16 protein-coding genes are annotated in these 20,399 nt (G+C 71.3%); 3 read left to right on the top strand and 13 right to left on the bottom strand.

Annotation, left to right across the window (positions count from 1 at the left end; genetic code table 11):
* Positions 1-40: 40 nt before the first annotated feature.
* Together ureG and ACFVQ0_RS23770 are read left to right on the top strand one after the other, a co-directional pair.
* Entirely contained in the window at positions 41-718 is a 678-nt protein-coding gene (ureG, locus tag ACFVQ0_RS23765; RefSeq protein ID WP_390091099.1) for an urease accessory protein UreG, read from the top strand.
* The gene (locus ACFVQ0_RS23770; RefSeq protein WP_390091101.1) at positions 715-1,488 is read left to right on the top strand and encodes an urease accessory protein UreD; all 774 of its coding nucleotides are present in this window, start codon (positions 715-717) and stop codon (positions 1,486-1,488) included. The genes ureG and ACFVQ0_RS23770 overlap by 4 nt, the downstream gene beginning before the upstream one ends.
* Positions 1,489-1,492: 4 nt before the next feature.
* On the opposite strand, the gene ACFVQ0_RS23775 is transcribed toward ACFVQ0_RS23770, so the two are convergent.
* The 13 genes from ACFVQ0_RS23775 to ACFVQ0_RS23835 form a co-directional block, all read right to left on the bottom strand.
* Positions 1,493-2,542, bottom strand: a complete 1,050-nt coding sequence (locus ACFVQ0_RS23775) for an NAD-dependent epimerase/dehydratase family protein (RefSeq protein WP_390091103.1) — start codon at positions 2,540-2,542, stop codon at positions 1,493-1,495.
* A 64-nt stretch (positions 2,543-2,606) separates the two neighbouring features.
* Positions 2,607-3,320 (bottom strand): lysophospholipid acyltransferase family protein, encoded by a 714-nt coding sequence (locus tag ACFVQ0_RS23780; RefSeq protein WP_390091105.1) that lies wholly within the window; start codon positions 3,318-3,320, stop codon positions 2,607-2,609.
* A gap of 226 nt (positions 3,321-3,546) precedes the next feature.
* On the bottom strand, positions 3,547-5,670 hold the full coding sequence (locus ACFVQ0_RS23785; protein WP_390091107.1) for a glycoside hydrolase family 6 protein: 2,124 nt from the start codon (positions 5,668-5,670) through the stop codon (positions 3,547-3,549).
* A 995-nt stretch (positions 5,671-6,665) separates the two neighbouring features.
* Complete coding sequence (locus ACFVQ0_RS23790) at positions 6,666-6,824, bottom strand: hypothetical protein (RefSeq protein ID WP_390091109.1); 159 nt, start codon at positions 6,822-6,824, stop codon at positions 6,666-6,668.
* 66 nt (positions 6,825-6,890) lie between these two features.
* A complete protein-coding gene (locus ACFVQ0_RS23795; protein ID WP_390091111.1) occupies positions 6,891-7,841 on the bottom strand; it encodes a cytochrome c oxidase assembly protein in 951 nt (316 codons plus the stop codon).
* Positions 7,842-7,960: 119 nt separating this feature from the next.
* Positions 7,961-8,986: a 6-phosphofructokinase gene (locus ACFVQ0_RS23800; protein WP_390091113.1), complete on the bottom strand. Its 1,026-nt coding sequence runs from the start codon at positions 8,984-8,986 to the stop codon at positions 7,961-7,963.
* A gap of 143 nt (positions 8,987-9,129) precedes the next feature.
* Positions 9,130-9,858: a type 1 glutamine amidotransferase gene (locus ACFVQ0_RS23805; protein WP_073736191.1), complete on the bottom strand. Its 729-nt coding sequence runs from the start codon at positions 9,856-9,858 to the stop codon at positions 9,130-9,132.
* A gap of 34 nt (positions 9,859-9,892) precedes the next feature.
* Positions 9,893-11,131: a MurT ligase domain-containing protein gene (locus ACFVQ0_RS23810; protein ID WP_123528582.1), complete on the bottom strand. Its 1,239-nt coding sequence runs from the start codon at positions 11,129-11,131 to the stop codon at positions 9,893-9,895.
* Between the two features lie 289 nt (positions 11,132-11,420).
* Entirely contained in the window at positions 11,421-12,431 is a 1,011-nt protein-coding gene (sbnA, locus tag ACFVQ0_RS23815) for a 2,3-diaminopropionate biosynthesis protein SbnA (protein WP_390091116.1), read from the bottom strand.
* 53 nt (positions 12,432-12,484) lie between these two features.
* The gene (sbnB, locus tag ACFVQ0_RS23820) at positions 12,485-13,555 is read right to left on the bottom strand and encodes a 2,3-diaminopropionate biosynthesis protein SbnB (protein ID WP_390091118.1); all 1,071 of its coding nucleotides are present in this window, start codon (positions 13,553-13,555) and stop codon (positions 12,485-12,487) included.
* A complete protein-coding gene (locus ACFVQ0_RS23825; protein WP_390091120.1) occupies positions 13,552-14,571 on the bottom strand; it encodes a TauD/TfdA family dioxygenase in 1,020 nt (339 codons plus the stop codon). The genes sbnB and ACFVQ0_RS23825 overlap by 4 nt, the downstream gene beginning before the upstream one ends.
* Positions 14,572-14,599: 28 nt before the next feature.
* The gene (locus ACFVQ0_RS23830) at positions 14,600-17,101 is read right to left on the bottom strand and encodes an amino acid adenylation domain-containing protein (protein ID WP_390091122.1); all 2,502 of its coding nucleotides are present in this window, start codon (positions 17,099-17,101) and stop codon (positions 14,600-14,602) included.
* A complete protein-coding gene (locus tag ACFVQ0_RS23835) occupies positions 17,098-19,626 on the bottom strand; it encodes a Pls/PosA family non-ribosomal peptide synthetase (RefSeq protein ID WP_390091124.1) in 2,529 nt (842 codons plus the stop codon). Before ACFVQ0_RS23835 ends, ACFVQ0_RS23830 begins: the two co-directional genes overlap by 4 nt.
* 215 nt (positions 19,627-19,841) lie before the next feature.
* Between ACFVQ0_RS23835 and def the strand changes: the two genes are divergently transcribed.
* Entirely contained in the window at positions 19,842-20,396 is a 555-nt protein-coding gene (gene def / locus ACFVQ0_RS23840) for a peptide deformylase (protein WP_390091126.1), read from the top strand.
* Positions 20,397-20,399: the final 3 nt, after the last annotated feature.

A 20,399-nucleotide genomic window follows, 5' to 3' on the forward strand; every position in this document is an offset into this window, starting at 1 on the left:
GGACCCGCTCTTCGCCCCGAAACAGCACAGGAGCCGCACCATGCACCTCGACCACTCCCATCCCGGCCCGGCAGCCGTCGGCGCCGACGCGGCACGCCCCGACGGCACCCGGCGGGCCCTGCGCATCGGGCTCGGCGGACCCGTCGGCTCCGGCAAGACCGCGACCGTGGCCGCGCTCTGCCGCACCCTGCGCGACCAGCTGTCCCTCGCGGTCGTCACCAACGACATCTACACCCGCGAGGACGCCGCGTTCCTGCTGCGCAACGCGGTGCTGCCGCCCGAGCGGATCCAGGCCGTCGAGACCGGCGCCTGCCCGCACACCGCGATCCGCGACGACATATCCGCCAACCTCGAAGCCGTCGAGGACCTGGAGGACACGGTGGGACCGCTCGACCTCATCCTGGTCGAATCCGGCGGCGACAACCTCACGGCCACCTTCTCCAAGGGGCTCGTCGACGCCCAGATCTTCATCATCGACGTGGCGGGCGGCGACGACATCCCGCGCAAGGGCGGCCCCGGGGTCACCACGTCCGACCTGCTCGTGATCAACAAGACCGACCTGGCCCCCTACGTCGGCTCCGACCTCGACCGGATGGCCCGCGACGCCGCCGAGCAGCGGGGCGAACTGCCCGTCCTGCTTACCTCGCTCACCTCGGGCGAGGGCGTCGGGCCGGTGGCCGACTGGGTGCGGGGGCGGCTCGCCTCCTGGACCGCATGAGCGTCCGGGCCACCGCCCGCGTCACCGCCGTACGCGACGACCGGGGCGCCACCTCGCTGCCCGTACTGGAGAGCGAGGGACCCCTGGCCCCGCGGCGGACCAGGTCCCTGACAACCGGGTCGGCCCGTGTCACCGTCGTCGGCGCGATGAGCGGGCCGCTCGGCGGTGACCGGCTGGCCATCGAGGTCAGGGCCGAGCCGGGGGCCCGGCTCACCGTCGACTCGGCGGCGGCGACGGTCGCGCTGCCCGGCCCGGGGCCCGGCAGCGGACCCGCCCACTACGAGGTACGGCTGACGGCGGGGGAGGGGGCCGGGCTCGACTGGCTGCCGGAACAGCTCATCTCCGCCCACGGCAGCGAACTGATCATGCGGACGACCGCCGAACTGGCCCCCACCGCACGGCTGGTGCTGCGCGAGGAACAGATCCTCGGCCGCCACGGAGAGACCACCGGCACCCTGTTCAGCCGGCTCACCGTCCGCCGGGCCGGTCGTCCGCTCCTCGACCAGCAGACGGCCCACGGACCCGGCGCCCCCGGTGGCTGGGACGGTCCGGCCGTGCTCGGCGGCCATCGCGCCGTCGGACAGCTGCTGGTCGTGGAGCCGTCGTTCGAGGAGCAGGGGCCGGAGAGCAGACTGCTGGGCCCGACGGCCGTGCTCACCCGTCTCGCCGGTCCCGCCGTGCTGGTCACCGCGGTGGCCGCCGACGCCAGGGCGCTGCGGGCCGTGCTGGACCACGCGCGGCAGGAGCTGAAGACCGACGGGCCCGGCTGACCGCTCACCCCTTCCGGTCGTACCGCTCCAGCCAGGCGTCCTCCGCCGCGTAGTCGAAGAGCCCGGTCCCGTAGGACCGCGCCATGGCGGGGTAGGCGTCCGTCCAGTCGCGCCCCGCCAGTCGCTCGGTGATCCATTCGACGGTCTCCGGGAGCGACTCGGTGTAACCCGTCACCGGCCGGTAGCCGAGCTCCCGTTCGGCGGCCGTCAGGTCGTACACGATCGGATGAGGGGCGCCCCAGGGTGACAGGCCGACGCCCTCGGGCGGGGCGGCGCCCGCGATCAGCACGGTCTCTGTCTCCCGGCCCAGCACCGCGTCGACCGCCTCGCCGATCTCCGCGACCGTCGGCGCCTGCGGGTCGGCGGCGTTGAGCACCCGGGAGCCGGGGCGCAGGGCGGCCAGCCGGATCAGCTCCGCGGCGTTGGAGGAGTGCAGCGGATGGAAGCGCGAGCTGCCCCCGTACGCCAGCACGCGCCGGGCGCGGCCGTCCAGAGCGCGCTTCACGAAGTAGAGCTCGCGCGGCGAGCGGCAGTACGGGCCGTGCACCGCACCGGCCCGCAAGAGCGTGACGGGCAGCGCCTCGCCCGCCGCCAGGAGATCCCGCTCCAGCTGGATCTTCCGGGTCCCGTACGTGGAATCGCCCGGCTCGACGGTCGGCTGCGACTCCGGGATCGGCACCGGGTAGCAGGGCGATCCGTCGGGCTCGCCCTGCGTATCGAAACTGCGGCCGCGCTCGTCCGCGTACACCGCACCGCTGGAGACGACGACGGCCGAACCGATCCGGTCCGCGAGGTCCGTCAGCTGCCGGGCGTGCTCCCCGTCGTACGCGACCATGTCGACCAGTACGTCGCAGCCGTCCCCGAGCGCCGCCGCGAGCGCGCCCTCCTCGTCGCGGTCCAGCGCGACCGTGCGCACCCCTTCGTCCCAGCGGTCGTCACGGCCGCCGCCGCGCGAGGCCGCGGTCACCGTCCAGCCGTCCTCGACGAGCGAGCGCACGGCCGCCCGCCCGATCTGGCCCGTCGCTCCCAGCACCCATGCGTGTCCCTTGCTCATGCGGAGCACGCTATGAGGTGTGTAAGGCCCCGACCAGCGGGGTTCACCGACCGCGAATCCGCCGTCAGCGTCGCAGTTTTGGGAACTTTCCCGGGCGTTCAGCCTGTTCGGCGGCCTTCACCTTGGCCGCGTACTCATCGACGTACTCCTGTCCGGAGAGGCCCAGGATCGCGTACATGATCTCGTCGGTGACCGCCCGGATCGCCGCCTTCTCGTTCTCAAGACCGGCGTAGCGGGAGAAGTCCAGCGGCTCGCCGAAGCGGATGGCGACCTGCTTGAGGCGCGGCACGACCTTGCCGGGAGGCTGGATCTCGAAGGTGCCGACCATGGCGCACGGCACCACCGGCACCTGCCCCTTGATGGCCATCACCGCGACCCCGACCTTGCCCTTGTAGAGCCGGCCGTCGTGCGAACGGGTGCCCTCCGGATAGATGCCCAGCAGCTCACCCCTGCCCAGCACCCCGAGCCCCTCGCGGATGGCGGCCTGCCCCGCCTCCTTCCCGGACCGGTCCACCGGGATCTGGCCCGCGCTCCGGAAGAACGCGGCGATCAGCCGGCCCTTCACACCGGGACCGGTGAAGTACTCGGCCTTCGCGAGGAAGGTGATGCGGCGCTTGATGATCGCGGGCATCAGGAAGTGGTCGGAGAACGACAGATGATTGCCGGCGACGATCGCCGCCCCGTCCGCCGGAATGTGCTCCGTGCCCTCGATGACGGGGCGGAAGAACAACCGCAGAAGCGGCCCAAGGACGACGTACTTGAGCAGGTAATAGAACACGGGGCGGCTCCCAGTTCGACTCCACAGCTGCGTTGTACCAGGTCAGCGGAGATCTCGGCAGAGGACACCATATGTGCAGCCGTCGTCCCGTCTACCCGCCCCCGGGCGGGTCGATGCCCGTGCGTCGGGATCGGCTCCGGAACGCCCCGGCACCCACACCGCCCCCTGCCGGGTATCCGGCAGGGGGCGGTGGAGCGGGCGGGCAGGGTGGAACGGGTGGGACGGATCAGGGCGCGGTGCCCCAGGAGAGCGCGCCGGTCACGTACACGCCGATCTTCGGCGCGTCGGCGTAGCTCGTGGTCGTGGAACGGCTGTAGTCGTCCGCCTCGTTGAAGTTGGACCAGTCGCTCTTGTTGATCCGCAGCTGCATCTCACCCGTGGAGGCGCCCGCGGCGAGCGTTCCGCTGCCGAAGCCGACCTCCAGGTAGTGGCTGGCACCGGCCGCGGAGCTGCCGGAGGACTGCACGCCGTGGGTCAGGTTTCCGCAGCCGATCGCCGCGTAGTCGCACGCGGTGCCGAAGGTGGAGGCCCCGGCCTCCGGGGTGAACCAGTACCGCACCTTCACCGTGGACAGGTTCACAGCGGTGCTGCCGGTGTTGACCAGTTGCAGACCCATCCGGATCTGGTTGTCGGTGGCTGAGGAGTCGGTGTTCTTGTACTGGACCTTGAGCGTGCCCGTCCCGGTGCCGCCGCCCGCGGAGGTGGTGACGGAGAGCGCGCCGGAGGCCGCGGACACATTGCCGGCCGCGTCCTTGGCCTTGACGGTGTAGTTGTAGGCGGTCGAGGCCGTCAGACCGGTGTCCGTGTACGAGGTCGTGGTGGTGGAGCCCACCTTCGTGCCGCCCCGGTACACGTCGTACCCGGTCACCCCGGTGTCATCGGTCGACGCGGTCCAGGACAGCGAGACGCTGCCGCTGGTCTTCGCCGTGACGGTCACGCCGGTGGGCGCGGTCGGCGCCTGGGTGTCGTCATCGCCGCCGCCACCCGGGGTGCCGTCGAGCGCGGGGTAGGCGTTGCGGACGAGCTCCTGGAACTGCGCGGAGAACCAGTGACCCGCCAGCGGGGAGTTCGGCAGCGCGCCGGTCAGGTTGTTGCCGTTGCGTCCGTTACCGGTGTACGTGGGGTCGCACATCCGGTCGAAGCCCTTGCCCTCGTCGTTGTCGATGGGGGCGCTGTTGCCGTCCGACTCACCCGGCGGCTTGGCCCAGACGTACGCGTCGATGCCGGGCTCCGGGGCGGTGGTGGGACGTTCTCCGATGCCCGCGCCGCTCTGGTTGCACCAGTTGCCCGCGTGGATGCGCCGGTCGACCCGGCCACCGTCGACATAGGCGTCCACACTGGTCTGCGGTCCGGGGCCGGTGGGCCGGTCGCTGCCGCCCCAGCCGTTGCGGGCGGTGTCGATCAGCATGCCGATGTTGGAGGCGAAGCCCTGGCTCACCAGCTCGGTGCGCAGTGCCTGGGCGAACGACAGCTCATCGGTGTAGTAGTTCCAGTCGATCCACTTGGACTGACGGACCTGGGCGCCGTTGACCGTGTCGGTGATCTTGAAGTTGGGCTCCTTGAGAGCCGAGTAGTTCGCCGTGTTCACGATGAAGCCCGTGACGTCGGAGACCGTGGCCCCCTCCGACGTGGCGGCCTTCTTGAACTCCTGGGCGGCCGGGACGAAGTTGGAGTCCCAGCCCAGCCAGCCGTGGTGGGCGGCGTCGATGTAGTTGTAGACGTTGGGAATGGCACCGAGGGTGTGCAGGGCGTAGCCGACACCCTTCTCGTAGTTGCCGTTCGCCTTCATGGTCGCGCAGGCCTCTGTGGAGCCGGCCGAACCGCCCGCGTTGGTGACGATGTTGGGCAGCGAGTCCGGCTCGATGATCGTGACGATGCGCAGGTTCGCGTACGCCGGGTCCGCGAGGATCTCGGAGATCGGGTCGATGTACTCGTCCTTGTACCGGTCCAGCTCGGTCGGCCCGAGCTCCCCGTTGGACGCCAGCGCGGCGCAGTCCCGTCCCGGCAGGTCGTAGATGACGACCTGGAACAGGTTGGCGCCCTGGTCCAGCGCCGTGTCCAGGTGCTCGCGCAGGCTCATCGCCTCGGACGAGCCCTCGATGGCCGCGATGCGGTCCATCCAGACGAATCCCGGTTCGTCGGCGATGGCACTGCCGCCCGGTTCGGCCGCCGCCTTGGCGGACCAGTCGGGGTTCACATATGCCGTGGCGCCCACATAGGGGTTGTCGACGCGTGCCGCCGCCGAGGCGGGGGCGGGGACGGCGACCGCCAGTGCCGCGCCCATGGCCAGGGCGGAGAGTGCGGCCAGCCTGCTGCGTAGCCGGTGCGTGATGGTGCCTCTGGTTCTCATTGCGGCTCCGTGCTCCTCTCGTACGTCCGCGGAAGCTCCCCGCGGACGGATTCGTGGGGGTGTTGCCAGGGGCGGGACCGGTCGGTGGACCCGTAGCGGATGGCCACTTACCGGAGGCCGACCGTCGTGGTATCGGTGTTCACGAGTTGGAGACCCGGCCGACGCCGGGCGGACCGCGACGACCGGTCGGCAGGACCGGGGGTCCTCCGCTGCGGCGGTGCCCGCAGCGCTTCATCAAGCTCATGACAAACGCCTTCCTCTGCCGGGCGTCGAGGGGCCCGCCGGGAGCGCGGCTGCGCCCCGAAGTGCCCGTCTCGGCACCCGGTATTGGGGGAGAAGGGAGGGGATTGGAATGTGCAAGTCTTGATTGTGGGAGCGCTCCCAAAGTGGCGTGGTGATAGGCACCTGTCAAGACTTAAATCACAACTGGCTTACGGGCGCGTTAACGCGGCCATACGTCGAACGGTTGCTGAACGGCGCCTGGTTGCAGGCCCCCGGGTGCGGCTGCCGACCCCGCCCGCAGGTGTTCGCATACGCGTCGGAACGGCCGCGCGAAGCCTCTTCAGGGCGTGCGCGGTGGCGTTCGTGGCGGATGCGTACGGTGACGACGGAGCCGTCTCGCGTCGGTTGAATTCCGGCGCCGGGGCAGTCCCGGCGCGGCCACCGGGAAGTGGGGGAGAGGCGGGGAGAAGGGCCTGCCGGGACGTGTGGAAGCGGAGGCGAGGGGCAGCGGAACGCGCGCCGGGCGCGTCCCGGATCGCGCGGCGCGGAACGCTCGTGCCCGGTGGCCGCGGTCTCGCACCCGCGCCGACCGGGTGCGTACCTCACGTAACGTAAAGTGACGGACAGTCGCTCGCCGTCCGAAGGGCCGCGATGTGCCCCCAACGTGACGTTCCCCGTACGCGATGGCACACGGGGGCCGTGAACGCGTGCCAGGAGTGCGCCCGCGCCGCGCTCGACGCGGCCGGGGCGAGTCCGGTGCCCTCGCCGGTGGCTCAGGTCTCGCGGGTGGCGACCATTCCGATCGTGATCAGCCCCAGCACCACCCAACCGAACCAGAGCCAGCCGTTGCTCCCCAGCGCCACCGTGTACCCGGTGACCGTCACCAGGGCACCTATGGTGAGCACTCCCATGGTCTTCGTGGATCCGGACATGCGCGCACGCTCCTCGTCGGCCGCGCGGCCGTTACTGCCATCGTCACCCCGAAGGCATGTCCGGCGCTACTGTCCGCGCGCCTGCAACGAGGCGAGATACGCGTTGTACGCGTGAAGCTCCTGGTCGCCGTCACGGTCCGCCGCACGGTCCGAGCGCTTCGCGGTCCGCTGATCCGAGCGGTACCACTGGAAGACCAGAGCGAGCAGCACCAGCACCGAGGGGATCTCGCTGAACGCCCAGGCGATCCCGCCCGCCGCGTTCTGGTCGGACAGGGCGTCGATGCCGAGGGAGGCCGACGGGTTCTTGTAGACGTCGACCATGGGCTGGGAGGCCATCATCAGCGCGATGCCGAAGAACGCGTGGAACGGCATCCCGGCGAACAGCTCCAGCATCCGCAGCAGATAACCCGGGCGGTGCGGCCCCGGGTCGATGCCCATGATCGGCCAGAAGAAGACCAGACCGACCCCGAGGAAGTGCACCATCATCGCGAGGTGCCCGGCCGTCGAACCCATCAGGAAGTCGAAGAGGGGGGTGAAGTACAGGCCGTACAGGCTGGCGATGAAGAGCGGGATGGTGAACACCGGATGCGTGACGACCTTCATGTACCGGCTGTGCAGCAGCATCAGGAGCAGCTCGCGCGGCCCCTTGCTGCCACGCGAAGCGACCGGCAGAGCACGCAGCGCGAGCGTCACGGGCGCGCCCAGCAGCAGCAGGATCGGCGACAGCATGCTGATCACCATGTGCTGCACCATGTGCACGCTGAACATGACCATGCCGTAGTCGTTGAGCTTGGTGCACATCACCAGGGCGATGCTCAGCACACCGATGACGAAGAAGACGAGCCGGTTGACCGGCCACCCGTCCCCGCGCCTGCGCAGCCGCACCACCGCGTACCCGTACAGGAGCACCGCGAGCACGCAGCCGATCAGGAAGATCGGGTCCGCGGAGAACTGGAGTCCGCGTCCCAGCGTGAACGGCGGCAGATCCATGTTCATGCCGTGCCCGCTGTGATCCATCTGTTCACTCCTGAAGGGGGCGCCGGGACGTCCCCGTTTCGTGCCGGTTGTCCCGACCAGAGTAGAACTGCCCCCGGCCGCACTCGCGGCCGGGGGCAGTCCTCAGAGGGTGGTGTCGCTCAGAGCACGCACTCGGCCTCGCCGTACCGCTCGGCCGGGACGGTCTTCAGGGTCTCCACGGCGTCCGCGAGCGGGACCATGGTGATGTCCGTGCCGCGCAGCGCCGTCATCATGCCGAACTCGCCCCGGTGCGCCGCCTCGACCGCGTGCCAGCCGAACCGGGTCGCGAGGACCCGGTCGTACGCGGTCGGCGTTCCGCCGCGCTGCACATGGCCGAGGATCACCGGGCGGGCCTCCTTGCCCAGGCGCTGCTCCAGCTCGATGGAGAGCTGGGTCGCGACGCCCGCGAAGCGCTCGTGCCCGTAGATGTCCTTGACGCCCGACTGGAACTCCATGGAGCCCTCGCGCGGCTTCGCGCCCTCCGCGACCACGACTATCGCGAACTTCTTGCCGGCCGAGAAGCGCCGGCCGACCAGCTCGGTCAGCTCGTCGATGTCGAAGGGGCGCTCGGGGACGACGATGGCGTGCGCGCCGGCCGCCATGCCGGAGTGCAGGGCGATCCAGCCGGTGTGACGGCCCATGACCTCGACGATCATGACCCGCTGGTGGGACTCCGCGGTGGTCTTCAGCCGGTCCAGGGCCTCGGTGGCCACGCCCACGGCGGTGTCGAAACCGAAGGTCACATCGGTGGAGGCGATGTCGTTGTCGATCGTCTTCGGTACGCCGACGATCGGCAGCCCCGCCTCCGACAGCAGGTTCGCCGCCTTGAGGGTGCCCTCGCCGCCGATCGGGATGATCGCGTCCAGACCGAGGTCCCTGACATGGCCCCTGGCCTGTTCCACGCCACCGCGCAGGTGTGCGGGCTGCACCCGGGAGGAGCCGAGGATCGTGCCGCCGCGGGCCAGGATGCCACCGACCGCGTCGAGGTCGAGCTTGCGGTAGTCGCACTCCAGGAGGCCCCGCCACCCGTCGTGGAAGCCGATGACCTCGTCACCGTGGTCGACCACCGCACGGTGGACGACGGAACGGATGACCGCATTGAGGCCGGGGCAGTCGCCGCCGGAGGTGAGCACACCAATTCGCATTGCCCGGGAAACCTTTGCAACGTGGGCCGACGACCGGACCACGTCGTCCGGCTGGAATCCCGCCACCCTACCGGCGCAGGGTGGCGGGACCGAACCGGGCGTCCGCCTGCTGGACTCCGCTCAGCTGAGCGATTTTCGCCTCATCAGACGGGCTGTGTCGCGGACGCGATCCGCTCGGCGCGCAGCGCCTCGTACCAGCGGTCGTCGGTCGGCGGCAGCGCGTTCACATCGAGCGCCAGCTTCAGCAGCAGGTCCGCGATGAGCGGGTTGCGCGCCATCACGGGCCCGTGCATGTACGTGCCGAACACGGTGTCGTTGTACGCGCCCTCCGTGCCGTCCCCGGTGCCGTTGCCCCGGCCGAACTGCACCCGGGCGAACGGGCGTGCCGTCGGGCCGAGATGCGTGACGCCCTGGTGGTTCTCGAAGCCCGTCAGCGGCGGCAGTCCGAGGTGCGGGTCGATGTCCGCGAGCACGTCGCCCACGCACCGGTCGCCCTCGCCGCGGGTGGAGACCACGTCGAGCAGCCCGAGACCCTGCTCGCGCTCACCGAGGTCGTTGACGAACTCGTGGCCGAGGATCTGGTAGCCGGCGCAGACCGAGAAGATGATCGCGCCGTTGGACGCGGCCCGGCTGAGACCGCCGTCACGGCGCAGCCGCTCCGCGGCGAGCCGCTGCGGACGGTCCTCACCGCCGCCGATCAGATAGATGTCGCCCGACGTGGGAACGGGCTGGTCGCTGCGCACGTCGACGCGCGACACGTCGAGTCCGCGCTGGCGGGCCCGGCGCTCCACCACCAGGGCGTTGCCCTGGTCGCCGTAGGTGCTGAGCAGGTCCGGGTAGACCCACACCAGCCGCAGGCTGTTGTTGCTCATGCTTCGTCCTCTCCGGAGGGGGCCGGGGCCGGGGTCAGTTGCCGACACGACGGCGCAGATCCTGGAAGGCGGTGTAGTTGGCGATGACCTCGATACGGCCGGGCGGTGCCTGCTGCACGGCCTCGTCGAGGTTCTCGCAGACCCGGAAGTCGAGACCGGCCACTTCGAGCCGGACCGCGAGGTCGAGCTTGCGGTCGCCGAGCACGAAGATCGGGTGGCCCGCGAGCTGGGTGTAGTCCACGTCCCAGAGCCAGGAGGTGTCCGTGCCGTCGGCGCCGCGGGCGTTGACGGAGAGGATCACCGGGGTGGGCGGCGGGTCGATCAGCGAGAACGTCTCCAGCCAGCCGGCCGGGTTCTTCGCCAGCAGGAGCCGCAGCTCACGGTTGAGGAAGGTGACGACGTCGTAGCGGCCCGCGACGGCCTGCACGTGGTACATCCGCTCCAGCGCGACCTGCGGCGGCACGCCGAAGACGGCGGCCACGGCGGCCGAGCTGGTGGCGTTGGCCTTGTTGGCGCGGCCGGGCAGCTGGAGGTGGATCGGCCAGGCCGAGCCGTGCGGGTCCAGCACGTAGTCGCCGTGCAGCACCCAGCTGGGCGGCGGCCGGCGGAAACCGCACTCGCCGCAGAACCAGTCGTCGCCTGGGCGCTGCATCACACCGCCGCAGGACGGGCAGGACCAGGCGTCGTCCTTCCACGCCTGTCCGGCCGCGACCCACACCACGTTGGGCGAGGAGGAGGCCGCCCAGACGATCAGCGGGTCGTCGGCGTTGGCGATGATCACGGCCTTCGAGCCGGACAGCCCCTCGCGCCACTTCTCGGCGAGCATCCGGGTCTCCGCGGCCCGGTCCAGCTGGTCGCGGGAGAGGTTGAGCAGCGCGATCACCTTGGGCGTCGTGTCGCGGGCGACCCCCGCGAGGTACTTCTCGTCCACCTCGATCACGCCGTACTGCGCGTCCGAGCCGCCGGCCAGGGCCGAGGTGATGCCCGCGGGCATGTTGGCGCCGAGCGCGTTCGACACGACCGGGCCGGCGGCCCGCAGTGCCTCGGCGATCAGCCGGGTCGTGGTCGTCTTGCCGTTGGTCGCCGACACCAGGATCACGTCCAGGTGCTGTGCCAGCCGCCCGAGCAGGTCGGGGTCGAGCCTGAGCGCCACCCGGCCGCCGATCACCGATCCGCTGCCCCGCCCGGCTGCCCGCGACACCGCCGCAGCGGCCTTGCCCGCCGTCACGGCCAGCTTGGCCCGCGGCGACAACGGCTCCGTGTTGCCTGCCATCGTCCTAGATCCTCCTTGCATCGGTCCGCGCCCAGCCTATCGATGTCCGGCGCGGCGGAGGCACGGCGGCACCGCTCGGGGCGTGGAGTTCCGGTGGAATGTAGGGCGCGTGGCGTACCGCCGGCGCGGAAAACCCGTGGGCGGGCGTCCGCACAGCCGGCTCACGGGCGGCTCGCACGGTCCGGCTCCTCCCGGCCGGGCGGGCCTGACTCCCCGTCACACCGCACCGCCCGTGCCCGCCCTCCGGCGTGCGGGCACGGGCGGCCGGGGTGACCGAGGTCACGCCCCTTCAGGCCGCAGATGCCCGGTCGGTGGCCGGGGCGCGCCCGGCCGGGACGGGCCCGGCGGCGTCGAGCGGGCCCCGCCCGTACAGGTCCCGGACCCAGTTGTCCTGGTACACCGTGTCGAGATAGCGCTCGCCGAGGTCGGGTGCCACGGCCACCGCGGTGAGGTCCTGGACCCCGTGCCGGTCCAGCCAGTCGACCGCGCCGCTCACCACCGTGCCCGTGGAGCCGCCGAAGAGGAAGCCCCGGCCGGCCAGCCGGCGGCAGGCGCGGATCGTGTCGGCCTCCTCCACCCGGACCACCTCGTCCACGTAGGACTCGTCCAGCAACGGCGGGCGCATGCTCATGCCCAGCCCCGGGATCATCCTGCGGCCGGGGGTGCCGCCGAACGCGACCGAGCCGGCGGTGTCCACCGCGACGATCCGCACCGGCAGCCGCAGGTCCCGGAAGTAGTGCGCGCAGCCCATCAGGGTCCCGGTCGTCCCGGCGCCGATGAACAGGACGTCCAGGTCCGGGAACGAGCGGGCGATCTCCGGCGCCGTCGTCAGGTAGTGCGCCCGCCAGTTCGCGGGATTGGAGTACTGGCTCAGCCACACGCACCGCTCGTCGGCCGCGCAGAGGCTCCGGACGTAGTCCAGCCGCGCGCCGAGGAAGCCGCCGTCGGACTCCTCGCCCGCCACGCAGCGCACCTCGCTGCCCAGCGCCTCCATCAGCAGCCGCGTCGTGAGATTGCAGCGGGAGTCCGTCACGCAGATGAACCGGTATCCCTTGCTGGCCGCGATCATGCTCAGCGCGACGCCGAGGTTCCCGGACGAGGACTCGACCAGGACGGAGCCGTCCTTCAGCGAGCCGCCGCGCTCGGCGGACGCCACCATCTCGGCGGCGGCCTTGAGCTTGATGGAGCCGGCGAAGTTGAAGCCCTCGCACTTGAGGAGCAGCGAGCGCCCGAAGACCGGCTCCACATCGACGTAGAGGTCCTCCTCGTTGAAGGCCTGGGGAACGGATATGACCGACACGGCTAACTCCTCCTCCGGATGGTGTGCCTTGTCCGTGCTGCGGGCCGTGGCGCTCACCCGTACCGGCGGCGTTCGTGGAAGAAGTCGTCGACGGTACGCAGTTCGCCCGAGCGGTCCACCTCGTCGTAGACGTAGGCGCCGACCGCGAGGTCGAGCACGCCGAGACCGAAGGGCGAGAACACCACGGGCCGGTCCGCCGGCACGTCCACCCGCCCCGCCATCACGTCGTCGAGCGTGCCGCTGACGAAGTCCCGTCCGCCCGTGAGCTGTTCGGTCAGATGGGGCGACGTGCCGGCCCTGAGGCAGTGCTCGATGTCGTCCACGATGTTGGTCGAGGCCAGCAGGACCCGGGGGTCGAGGTCCCGCAGCGAGATGTGGAGCACCACGGGGTTGTGGCCGAACCACGCCGGGTCGCTGACGTGCGGCTGCCCGGCCACGGTCGCGAAGACCACGAGATCGCTCGTACGGATCAGCTCCTGCGGCTCCCGGTGCACGGTGACGGGCGCCGGGCTGCCCGACTGTTCCACGTACACCCGGAAGCCGGCCGCGCTCTCCGCGGACACGTCGTACACCCCGATGTCGTCGAACGACCAGCCGGACCCTTCCAGGAAGGTGTGGATGTACCGGGCGATCAGGCCGGTCCCGAAGAACCCGACGCGGGTCGGGCGGGGCCGTCCCCGGCTGAGCCGGTCCGCCGCCGACGCAGCGGAGGCGGCCGTTCTCGTCGCGCTGATGATCGAGCTCTCCAGGCAGGCGAACGGGTATCCGGTGTCCGGATCGTTGAGGATCAGCACGGCGGAGGCCCGTGGTACGTCCGACGTCACGTTCGCCGGGAAGCTGGCGATCCACTTCAGCCCGTCCACCCGCGAAGCACCGCCGAGCGAGGCGGGCAGCGCGATCATCCGGGCGGTCGGGCGGTCCGGGAAGCGCAGGAACGAGGAGGGCGGGTTCACCGTCCGGCCGGAGCCGTGCAGGCGGTAGGCCGCCTCGACCACTTCCACGATGTCCTTCTCGCGCCCCTCCAGGGCACGCCGGACCTGACCGCCGGGGATCACCGCGAACGACGGGACGGAGATGTCACCGGGTGCGGTGTACCCGGCTGTGCGGTCCTGGACGGTGTTCATCGCTGCCCCACCTCCGCCGTCGGCGAGCAGGTGTCCAGCCGGGTGGGCGACGCCATCGCGACGACCACGTCGCGCGGTCCCTCGTAGGCCTCCCTGCTGTGCGCGGTACGGATGTTGTCGACGAGCAGCAGATCACCGGTCTGCCACGGCAGGCGCACGGTGTGGTCGGCGTAGACCGAACCGATGAGCCGGACGACCTCCTCCTCCAGGGGTTCACCGTCGCCGTAGCGGGTGTTGAACGGCAGTCCGGCGGGCCCGTACTCGTCGATCAGGTACTCCCGTACCTCGGGAGCGAGCGTCCATTCGTTCAGGAACGCGATCTGGTTGAACCAGCAGCGCCGTCCGCCGACCGGATGGCGCACCACCGCCGCGCGGTGCTGCGTGGTCCGCAGTCCTCCGTCGGGCTGCCACTCCCAGGTGATCGCGTGCGCGCGGCAGTAGCTCTCCACGGCATCGCGGTCCGCGGTGCCGAACGCCTGGGGGACGGTGGCCCCGATCTCGTCGTTGTAGCTGCGGTCCAGCAGCCAGCCCTCCCGCTCGAACCGTTCGACGAGGTCGCGGGGCAGGGCGTCGAGCACGGCCGCCGCGTCGGCGAGGCCGACGGCTCCGCCGCTGGTGGGACCGGTGAGGCAGGCGAAGAGCAGCAGGGCGGGGAAGCCGAGTGTGTAGCTCAGCTCGTGGTGCATGCACATCGGCTGGTCCGGTGGCCAGGGAGACGCGGAATGCACTCCGGGGGCGTAGCTCTCCCTGGGCGCGAAGGCCTCCCGTTCCGTCACCGGTTCGACGGCCAGCTGCTCCAGTACCGTCCCGACGTCCGCCGCCTCGCGCAGCTCCAGCCCGCGGACCAGGACCGCGCCGTGCGTGAGGAGCTCGGTGCGGAGGCGCTCGCGCGCCCCGGTGGCCCAGCCGGCCGGGTCGCGGGACGACGAGGCCGTGATTTCGACGATCTCGTTGGTCTCGTCGGTCTCGTTGTTTTCGTTGTTTTCGATGATCTCGACGATCTCGATGGAGGACATGTCACTCTCCTCAGGGGTGGTGATCGGTTCACCGGGCAGCGCGCTCGTCCACGAGCGCGGCCAGATCGGTCAGTACGGGGTTGCGCACGAGGTCCTTGAGCGAGACCTCCCGGTCCAGGGAGATCACGACGCCTACCGCGGAGAGCGAGGTGCCGCCCCGGTCGAAGAAGTTGTCCCGCAGCCCCACCCCGTCCGGCGGGACCCCGAGCGCCTGGGCCCAGGCGGCCGCCAGCCGCCGCTCGGTACGGGTACGGGGGAGCGCGGCGCTCCCGTGGTCGCCGGATGCCCCGAGTTCCCCGGCGAGCCGGGTCAGTTCCGTCCGGTCGGTCTTCCCGTTGGCGGTCAGCGGCAGGGCCCGCCGCCAGTGGACGGCGGCCGGAACCATGTACGCGGGCAGGGACTCGGCGAGGCGGTCGTTCACGAAGGCGGCCGGCAACGGCTGCGCGCCGCTGCAGAAGGCGATCAGGCGCCTCCCTTCGGCCGCCGTCTCCCCGGTGACCACGACAGCGGCGTCACGGACGCCCGGGACCGCCAGCAGGGCGTTCTCGATCTCGCCGGTCTCGATGCGGAAGCCGCGGATCTTCACCTGGCTGTCGCGGCGGCCGAGGAACTCCAGCTGCCCGTCCGGGAGCCAGCGGCCGTAGTCCCCGCTCAGGTGCAGCCGCTGCCCGCGCCGGTACGGATCCGGCAGGAAGGCGGCCCGGGTCCGCTCGGGATCGTTGATGTACCCGCGGCCCACACAGATCCCGGAGAAGGCGATCGCGCCGGGTGCGCCCAGCGGCACCGGACACCTGTGCTCGTCCAGGAGGTACATGCGGGCGTTGCCGACCGGACGCCCGATCGGCACGGCTTCGGTTTCCGGCACCCGGCGCATGACCGCGTGACTGGTGTCGTCCGATGTCTCGGTCAGCCCGTAGGCGTTGACGAGCGGGACCCCCGGCCGGGCGCTGAACCAGCGCCGGACCAGGTCCTTCTTCAGTGCCTCCCCGGTGACCGATACGCGGCGCAGGTCCGGCAGTTCGCGCGGGTGCCGCTCCAGGAAGGCCAGGACGGCGTCCAGGTAGGAGGGCACCACCTGGACCACGCCGGCCCGGCCGTCGGCCAGCGTGTCGACAAAGCGCCTTACATCCAGGACGTCCTCCTGGCCGACCAGGAGGGTGGTTCCGCCGGTGAGCAGGGGGCAGAGCAGCTGCCACAGCGAGATGTCGAAGCACTGGGGGGCGGTCTGGGCGACCACGTCCGTCTCCCCGATGCCCAGATCGTCGATCTTCGCGAGAAGATGGTTGAGCAGACCGGCGTGCTCCACCATCGCGCCCTTCGGCTCGCCGGTGGAGCCGGAGGTGAAGAAGACGTAGGCCAGATCGTCGGCGCCGACCGGGACGCCGGGGCCCGCGCGCGTGCCGGAACCGGCGTCCTGCGGACGCGGTTCGCAGAGCGGGCCGATGAGCAGCTTCCGTACGTCCGGCAGGGAGTCCAGCGCGCGGTCGAGCGTCGCGGTGCTGCCCGCTTCGGTGAGCACCAGCTCGCAGCCGGCGCGGGTGAGCATGGCGGCGACGCGCCCGGCCGGGAAGTGCGGATCGACGGGGAGATAGACGCCGCCGGACTTGAGGATCGCGAGCACGGCCGCCGCCCATTCCAGGCTCCGTTCGGTCACCAGGGCGACGACCCCCTGCCTGCTCAGCCCCGCGCCCAGCAGTGCGTGTGCCAGCCGGTCGGCGCGGGCGTCGAGGTCGCGGTACGTCCACCGCCGGTCGCCGTGGACCGCCGCGACGCGGTCCGGGTGCGCGCGTGCACGCTGTTCGAAGAGCTGGTGGGAGCGGAGGCCGGGCAGCTCGCGGCGCGGCCCGGCGAGTCCGTCGAGCTGCAGACGGAGTTCGCCGGGTGACAGCAGGCTCTGCCGTCCGTGCGCCGCGTCGGGACCGGCGGCCATCAGCCGAAGCGCGTTGAGGTGATACCCGGCGATCCTGGTCGCGGCCTCCGCGTCGAGCGCGTCGGTCCGGTAGCGCAGCCGCAGCACGTCGCGGCCGTCGCGGCGGGAGAACCCGACGTCGATGACGGCGCCCGGTACGGGTTCGGCCGCGCCGGTCGCGTCGAACACCGCCTCCGGCGCGGTGGCGGGAAGGCGCAGCCGCTGCCGCAGAGCCTCCACCGGGTATCCCCGGTGGGCCAGCAGTTCCGCCTCGACGCGGTCCGCGTGCAGCACGAGGGCCCGCCACGAGGCGGCACCGGTCGTCAGCCGGCAGAGCAACGGCCCGGCGTCCACGGCGGGGACGTATCCCGTGGTGACAGCGGGTTCGCCGGACAGCGCGGCGAGGACCCGGGCGTGGCCGGCCAGCAGCGGCGCGGTGGGCGAGACGCCCATCGAGCGCGCCAGCACGTTCAACTCCTCGGCCAGGGCGGCGGGGACGGCCGTCTCGACCGTCGCGGTGCCCGGCGTCGGACGGCGTGTCCACCTCGGTACGGCGGTGGACCCGCCGGCGGCCAGCACATCGCGCCAGTACTCGGCTCCGGTCCGTGCGGGCGTGTTCATCGTGAAGCCTCCTCGCTCCGGGCGCCGTCCGCTCGTATCTGTCGTGCGGGGTTGCCGCCCCACAGCGCGTCGCGCGGGACCGACTCGCCCTTCATCAGGAAGGAGTCCGCGGCGAGAGCGGCCCCGTCGTCGATCGTCACGCCGTAGTGCACGAAGGCCCCGACGCCGAGGGTGCAGTGCGATCCGAGCGTGGTGGGGGCGGATTTGAAGGCGCCGTCCTCCTGCGAGTGGCACTGGACGACGCTGCCGGCGTTGAGCGTGCAGCGGTCCCCGATCGTGACCATCGTGCGTTCCGTCAGATAGCAGCCGTCGTCGAAGACCTCGCGCCCGATCCGGACCCCCAGCGACCGCCAGACCAGAGTCTTGAACGGTGTCCCGTCGAAGACCCGCAGGTACGTCTCGGAGGGCACCTTCCAGAAGCGTTCGCGCCGCCAGAAGCGGCGGTCGTAGATCGAGCAGAACAGCGGGCCCGGCGGGTGGAACGCCGTGACGAGGCGTTCGACCAGGACGAAGTACCCGGCGCTCACCACGACGAGGAGCACATTGCCCAGTGCGACCGCCGCGGCGCCCACCGAGGTGTACAGCTCCGCCGCCCCCGACATCACCAGGGTGACCACGAAGGCGTAGCACCACCGCGCCATCAGGTACAGCCCCATCGAGGCGGCGTTGTGCCTGTTCTTGGCCGCCAGGCCGCCGTGCGGCGTCTCGCCGCTCTTCATACGGTCGAAGCCGCTGTCGCGCCGGACCGACCGGGGGATCTCGAAGCAGGGCGAGCCGAGCAGACCGACGCCCTCACGGATCCTGCCGTCGACCGGGACCATGACCTTGGTCGCCAGCAGGCAGTTGTCCCCGGCCGTGCTCCGCGCCGGGTAGGCGATCCTGTTGCCCAGGAAGCTGTGTGCCCCGACGGCCGTCCGGGAGACGCGGAACGAAGTGCTGGAGTATTCGGCGTTGTTGACCGACAGCCCGTCGGCCACCATCGTCCCCGTCCCGACCGTGCTCAGGTACGGCGTCTCGTGCTTGACCTCGGTACCGAAGTTCGACCCCGTCTGCTCGACGCGCGAGAGGTCGTACCCGAGGAGCCGGAGGTAGGGGACGATGCCGGAGCTGTCGCCGAACAGGCGGGTCAGGAAGCGCCGGTTGGTCAGCAGCGTGATCGCGCGGTGCACCCCGTAGTGGAAGCCGTAGAGCGGATAGACCTTGTCCGGCTCTATGGTGCGGCTCAGCAGCCGGGGAACGGTGGCGAGCAGCAGGAAGGCGAGCGGCACGATCACGAAGAGCAGGACGAACGAGGCCGCCAGGGTGTCCCGGTAGAAGGCCCAGGTGGTGAGCACCGTGGGCCCCGGATCCAGTACCGCCGAGAGCTGCGGGGCACCGGCGAGCAGCATCCCGATACCGCCGACGGCCAGCGGCAGGTACACCAGGAGCGCGCTCAGCAGCTGGGTGCCGCTGTGGACCGCCCTGCGCAGGGTGCCGCAGGGTGCCGGTCCCACCACCTGGTACTCCGCCCCGGCGCGCTGCGCGGGTGAACCGTGCCAGTGCTCACCGGCGGGTACGCGCTGGCCGCGGTGCAGGGCGGAGGCGTGGGCCAGGCGGGCTCCGTCGCCCATGGACGTCCCGATGTCGAGCACCGAGGCCTCGGCGACGACGACGTCCCTGCCGAGGGTCACGGTGCCGGTCTGGATCAGACCGTCATGGGCCCGGTAGCAGGAGAGGAACGAGTCCTTGCGGATGACGGAGGAGTCCCCGACGGTGAGCAGGTCGGTGCAGAGGGGCACGTTGCGGGAGAAGATCACCACACCCTTCCCGATCTTCGCGCCCAGCGCCCTGAGGTAGAGCGTGTACAGCGGCGATCCGGCGAACAGCACCAGCGGGTCGGCGCGGACGAGCGTTCTGACGATCCAGAACCGGACGTACGCCAGGCTCCAGATGCGGATCTCCCGGGGCCTCCAGCGCCCGACGAGAACCCATTTCGCGGCGATCGGCAGCACCGAGAGCCCCAGCAGGGCCCCGGCGCCGAACGCGACCGAGCGGAGGTACCCGGAGAGCAGGCCGGACCCGGCGGATATCCACTCGTAGCCCCGGACGGTGATGAACGCGATGACGCACGAGTAGACGACGAAGGCCACGAGTTGGAGCGCCCCGCACAGGAGATACCCGGCCCGGCCGGTCGGGGCCGCAGCCGGCGAAGCGGAAGGAGCTCCCGCGGCGTGCTCGGCGTGCTCGGCCGGGGAGGCGGGTGCGGTGGCCGCCAGCGCGGTTGCCAGTTCACCGGCCGTGGGGTGCGCGTAGACATCCCGCATCGAGACCGGCGGCAGATCCGCGCGCTTTCTCACCCGGGCGCAGAAGTGGGCCATCACCAGGGAGTCGGCGCCCAGATCGTCGAAGAAGTGGCTGTCCGCCGTCACCCGGTCGAGGCGCATGACATCCGCGAGAACGTCCCGGAACGCCGCTTCGGCGTTGCGCGGTACGGCAGCGGCCATACCGGGGTCCGGGGGCAGTGTGGCGACTCGCTTTCCTGTCATGGGGTCTCCCTGGGCGGCGAATGGCGTCACCGAGGGCGCACGTGGTTCTGTCCCGATGGCTCCAGCTCGGTGGCTCTATGAGGGATTCGAGACCGACGGAGTGGGCGGATTGCCGCATATGGAAGAAATCTCTTTATTTCGCCCAGGGGTGTGCGGGCGCGGTCGCCTCCGGGCCGGATGATGGCCGTCCGTCCGGCGCTGCCCCGGACCGTACGATGGCGGCCATGCGAAACCGCCCGATCCCCGGCAGTTCCGGACGCGTCCGGGCCATGAGCCTGCTCGGTGACCCCGTGCTGCACGGCGCCTGCGAACCCGTCACCGACTTCGGGCCCTCGCTCGCCCGGCTGGTCGAGGACATGTACGCCACGATGTACGCGGCGAACGGCGTCGGGCTCGCGGCCAACCAGGTCGGCGTGGCGCTACGGGTGTTCGTGTACGACTGCCCCGACGACGAGGACGTCCGGCACCTGGGGCACCTCGTCAACCCCACCCTCGTCGAGGCCGACGGCATCACGGTGCGGGGCCCGGAGGGCTGCCTCTCGCTGCCGGGCATCGAGGCCGGCACGCCCCGCTTCGACCACGCGGTGGTCGAAGGGGTCACGGTCGAGGGCGAGCCGGTGCGGGTCAGCGGCACCGGCTTCTTCGCGCGCTGCCTCCAGCACGAGTGCGACCACCTGGACGGCGCCGTCTACACCGACCGGCTGACCGGGCTGCGGCGGGCGCGGGCGCTGCGCGCGGCCCGCCGGGCGCCCTGGGGGCGGCCCGGCTGACCG

It is taken from the genome of Streptomyces sp. NPDC057900, from assembly GCF_042887885.1.
In the GTDB taxonomy this organism is placed as follows: Bacteria; Actinomycetota; Actinomycetes; order Streptomycetales; family Streptomycetaceae; genus Streptomyces.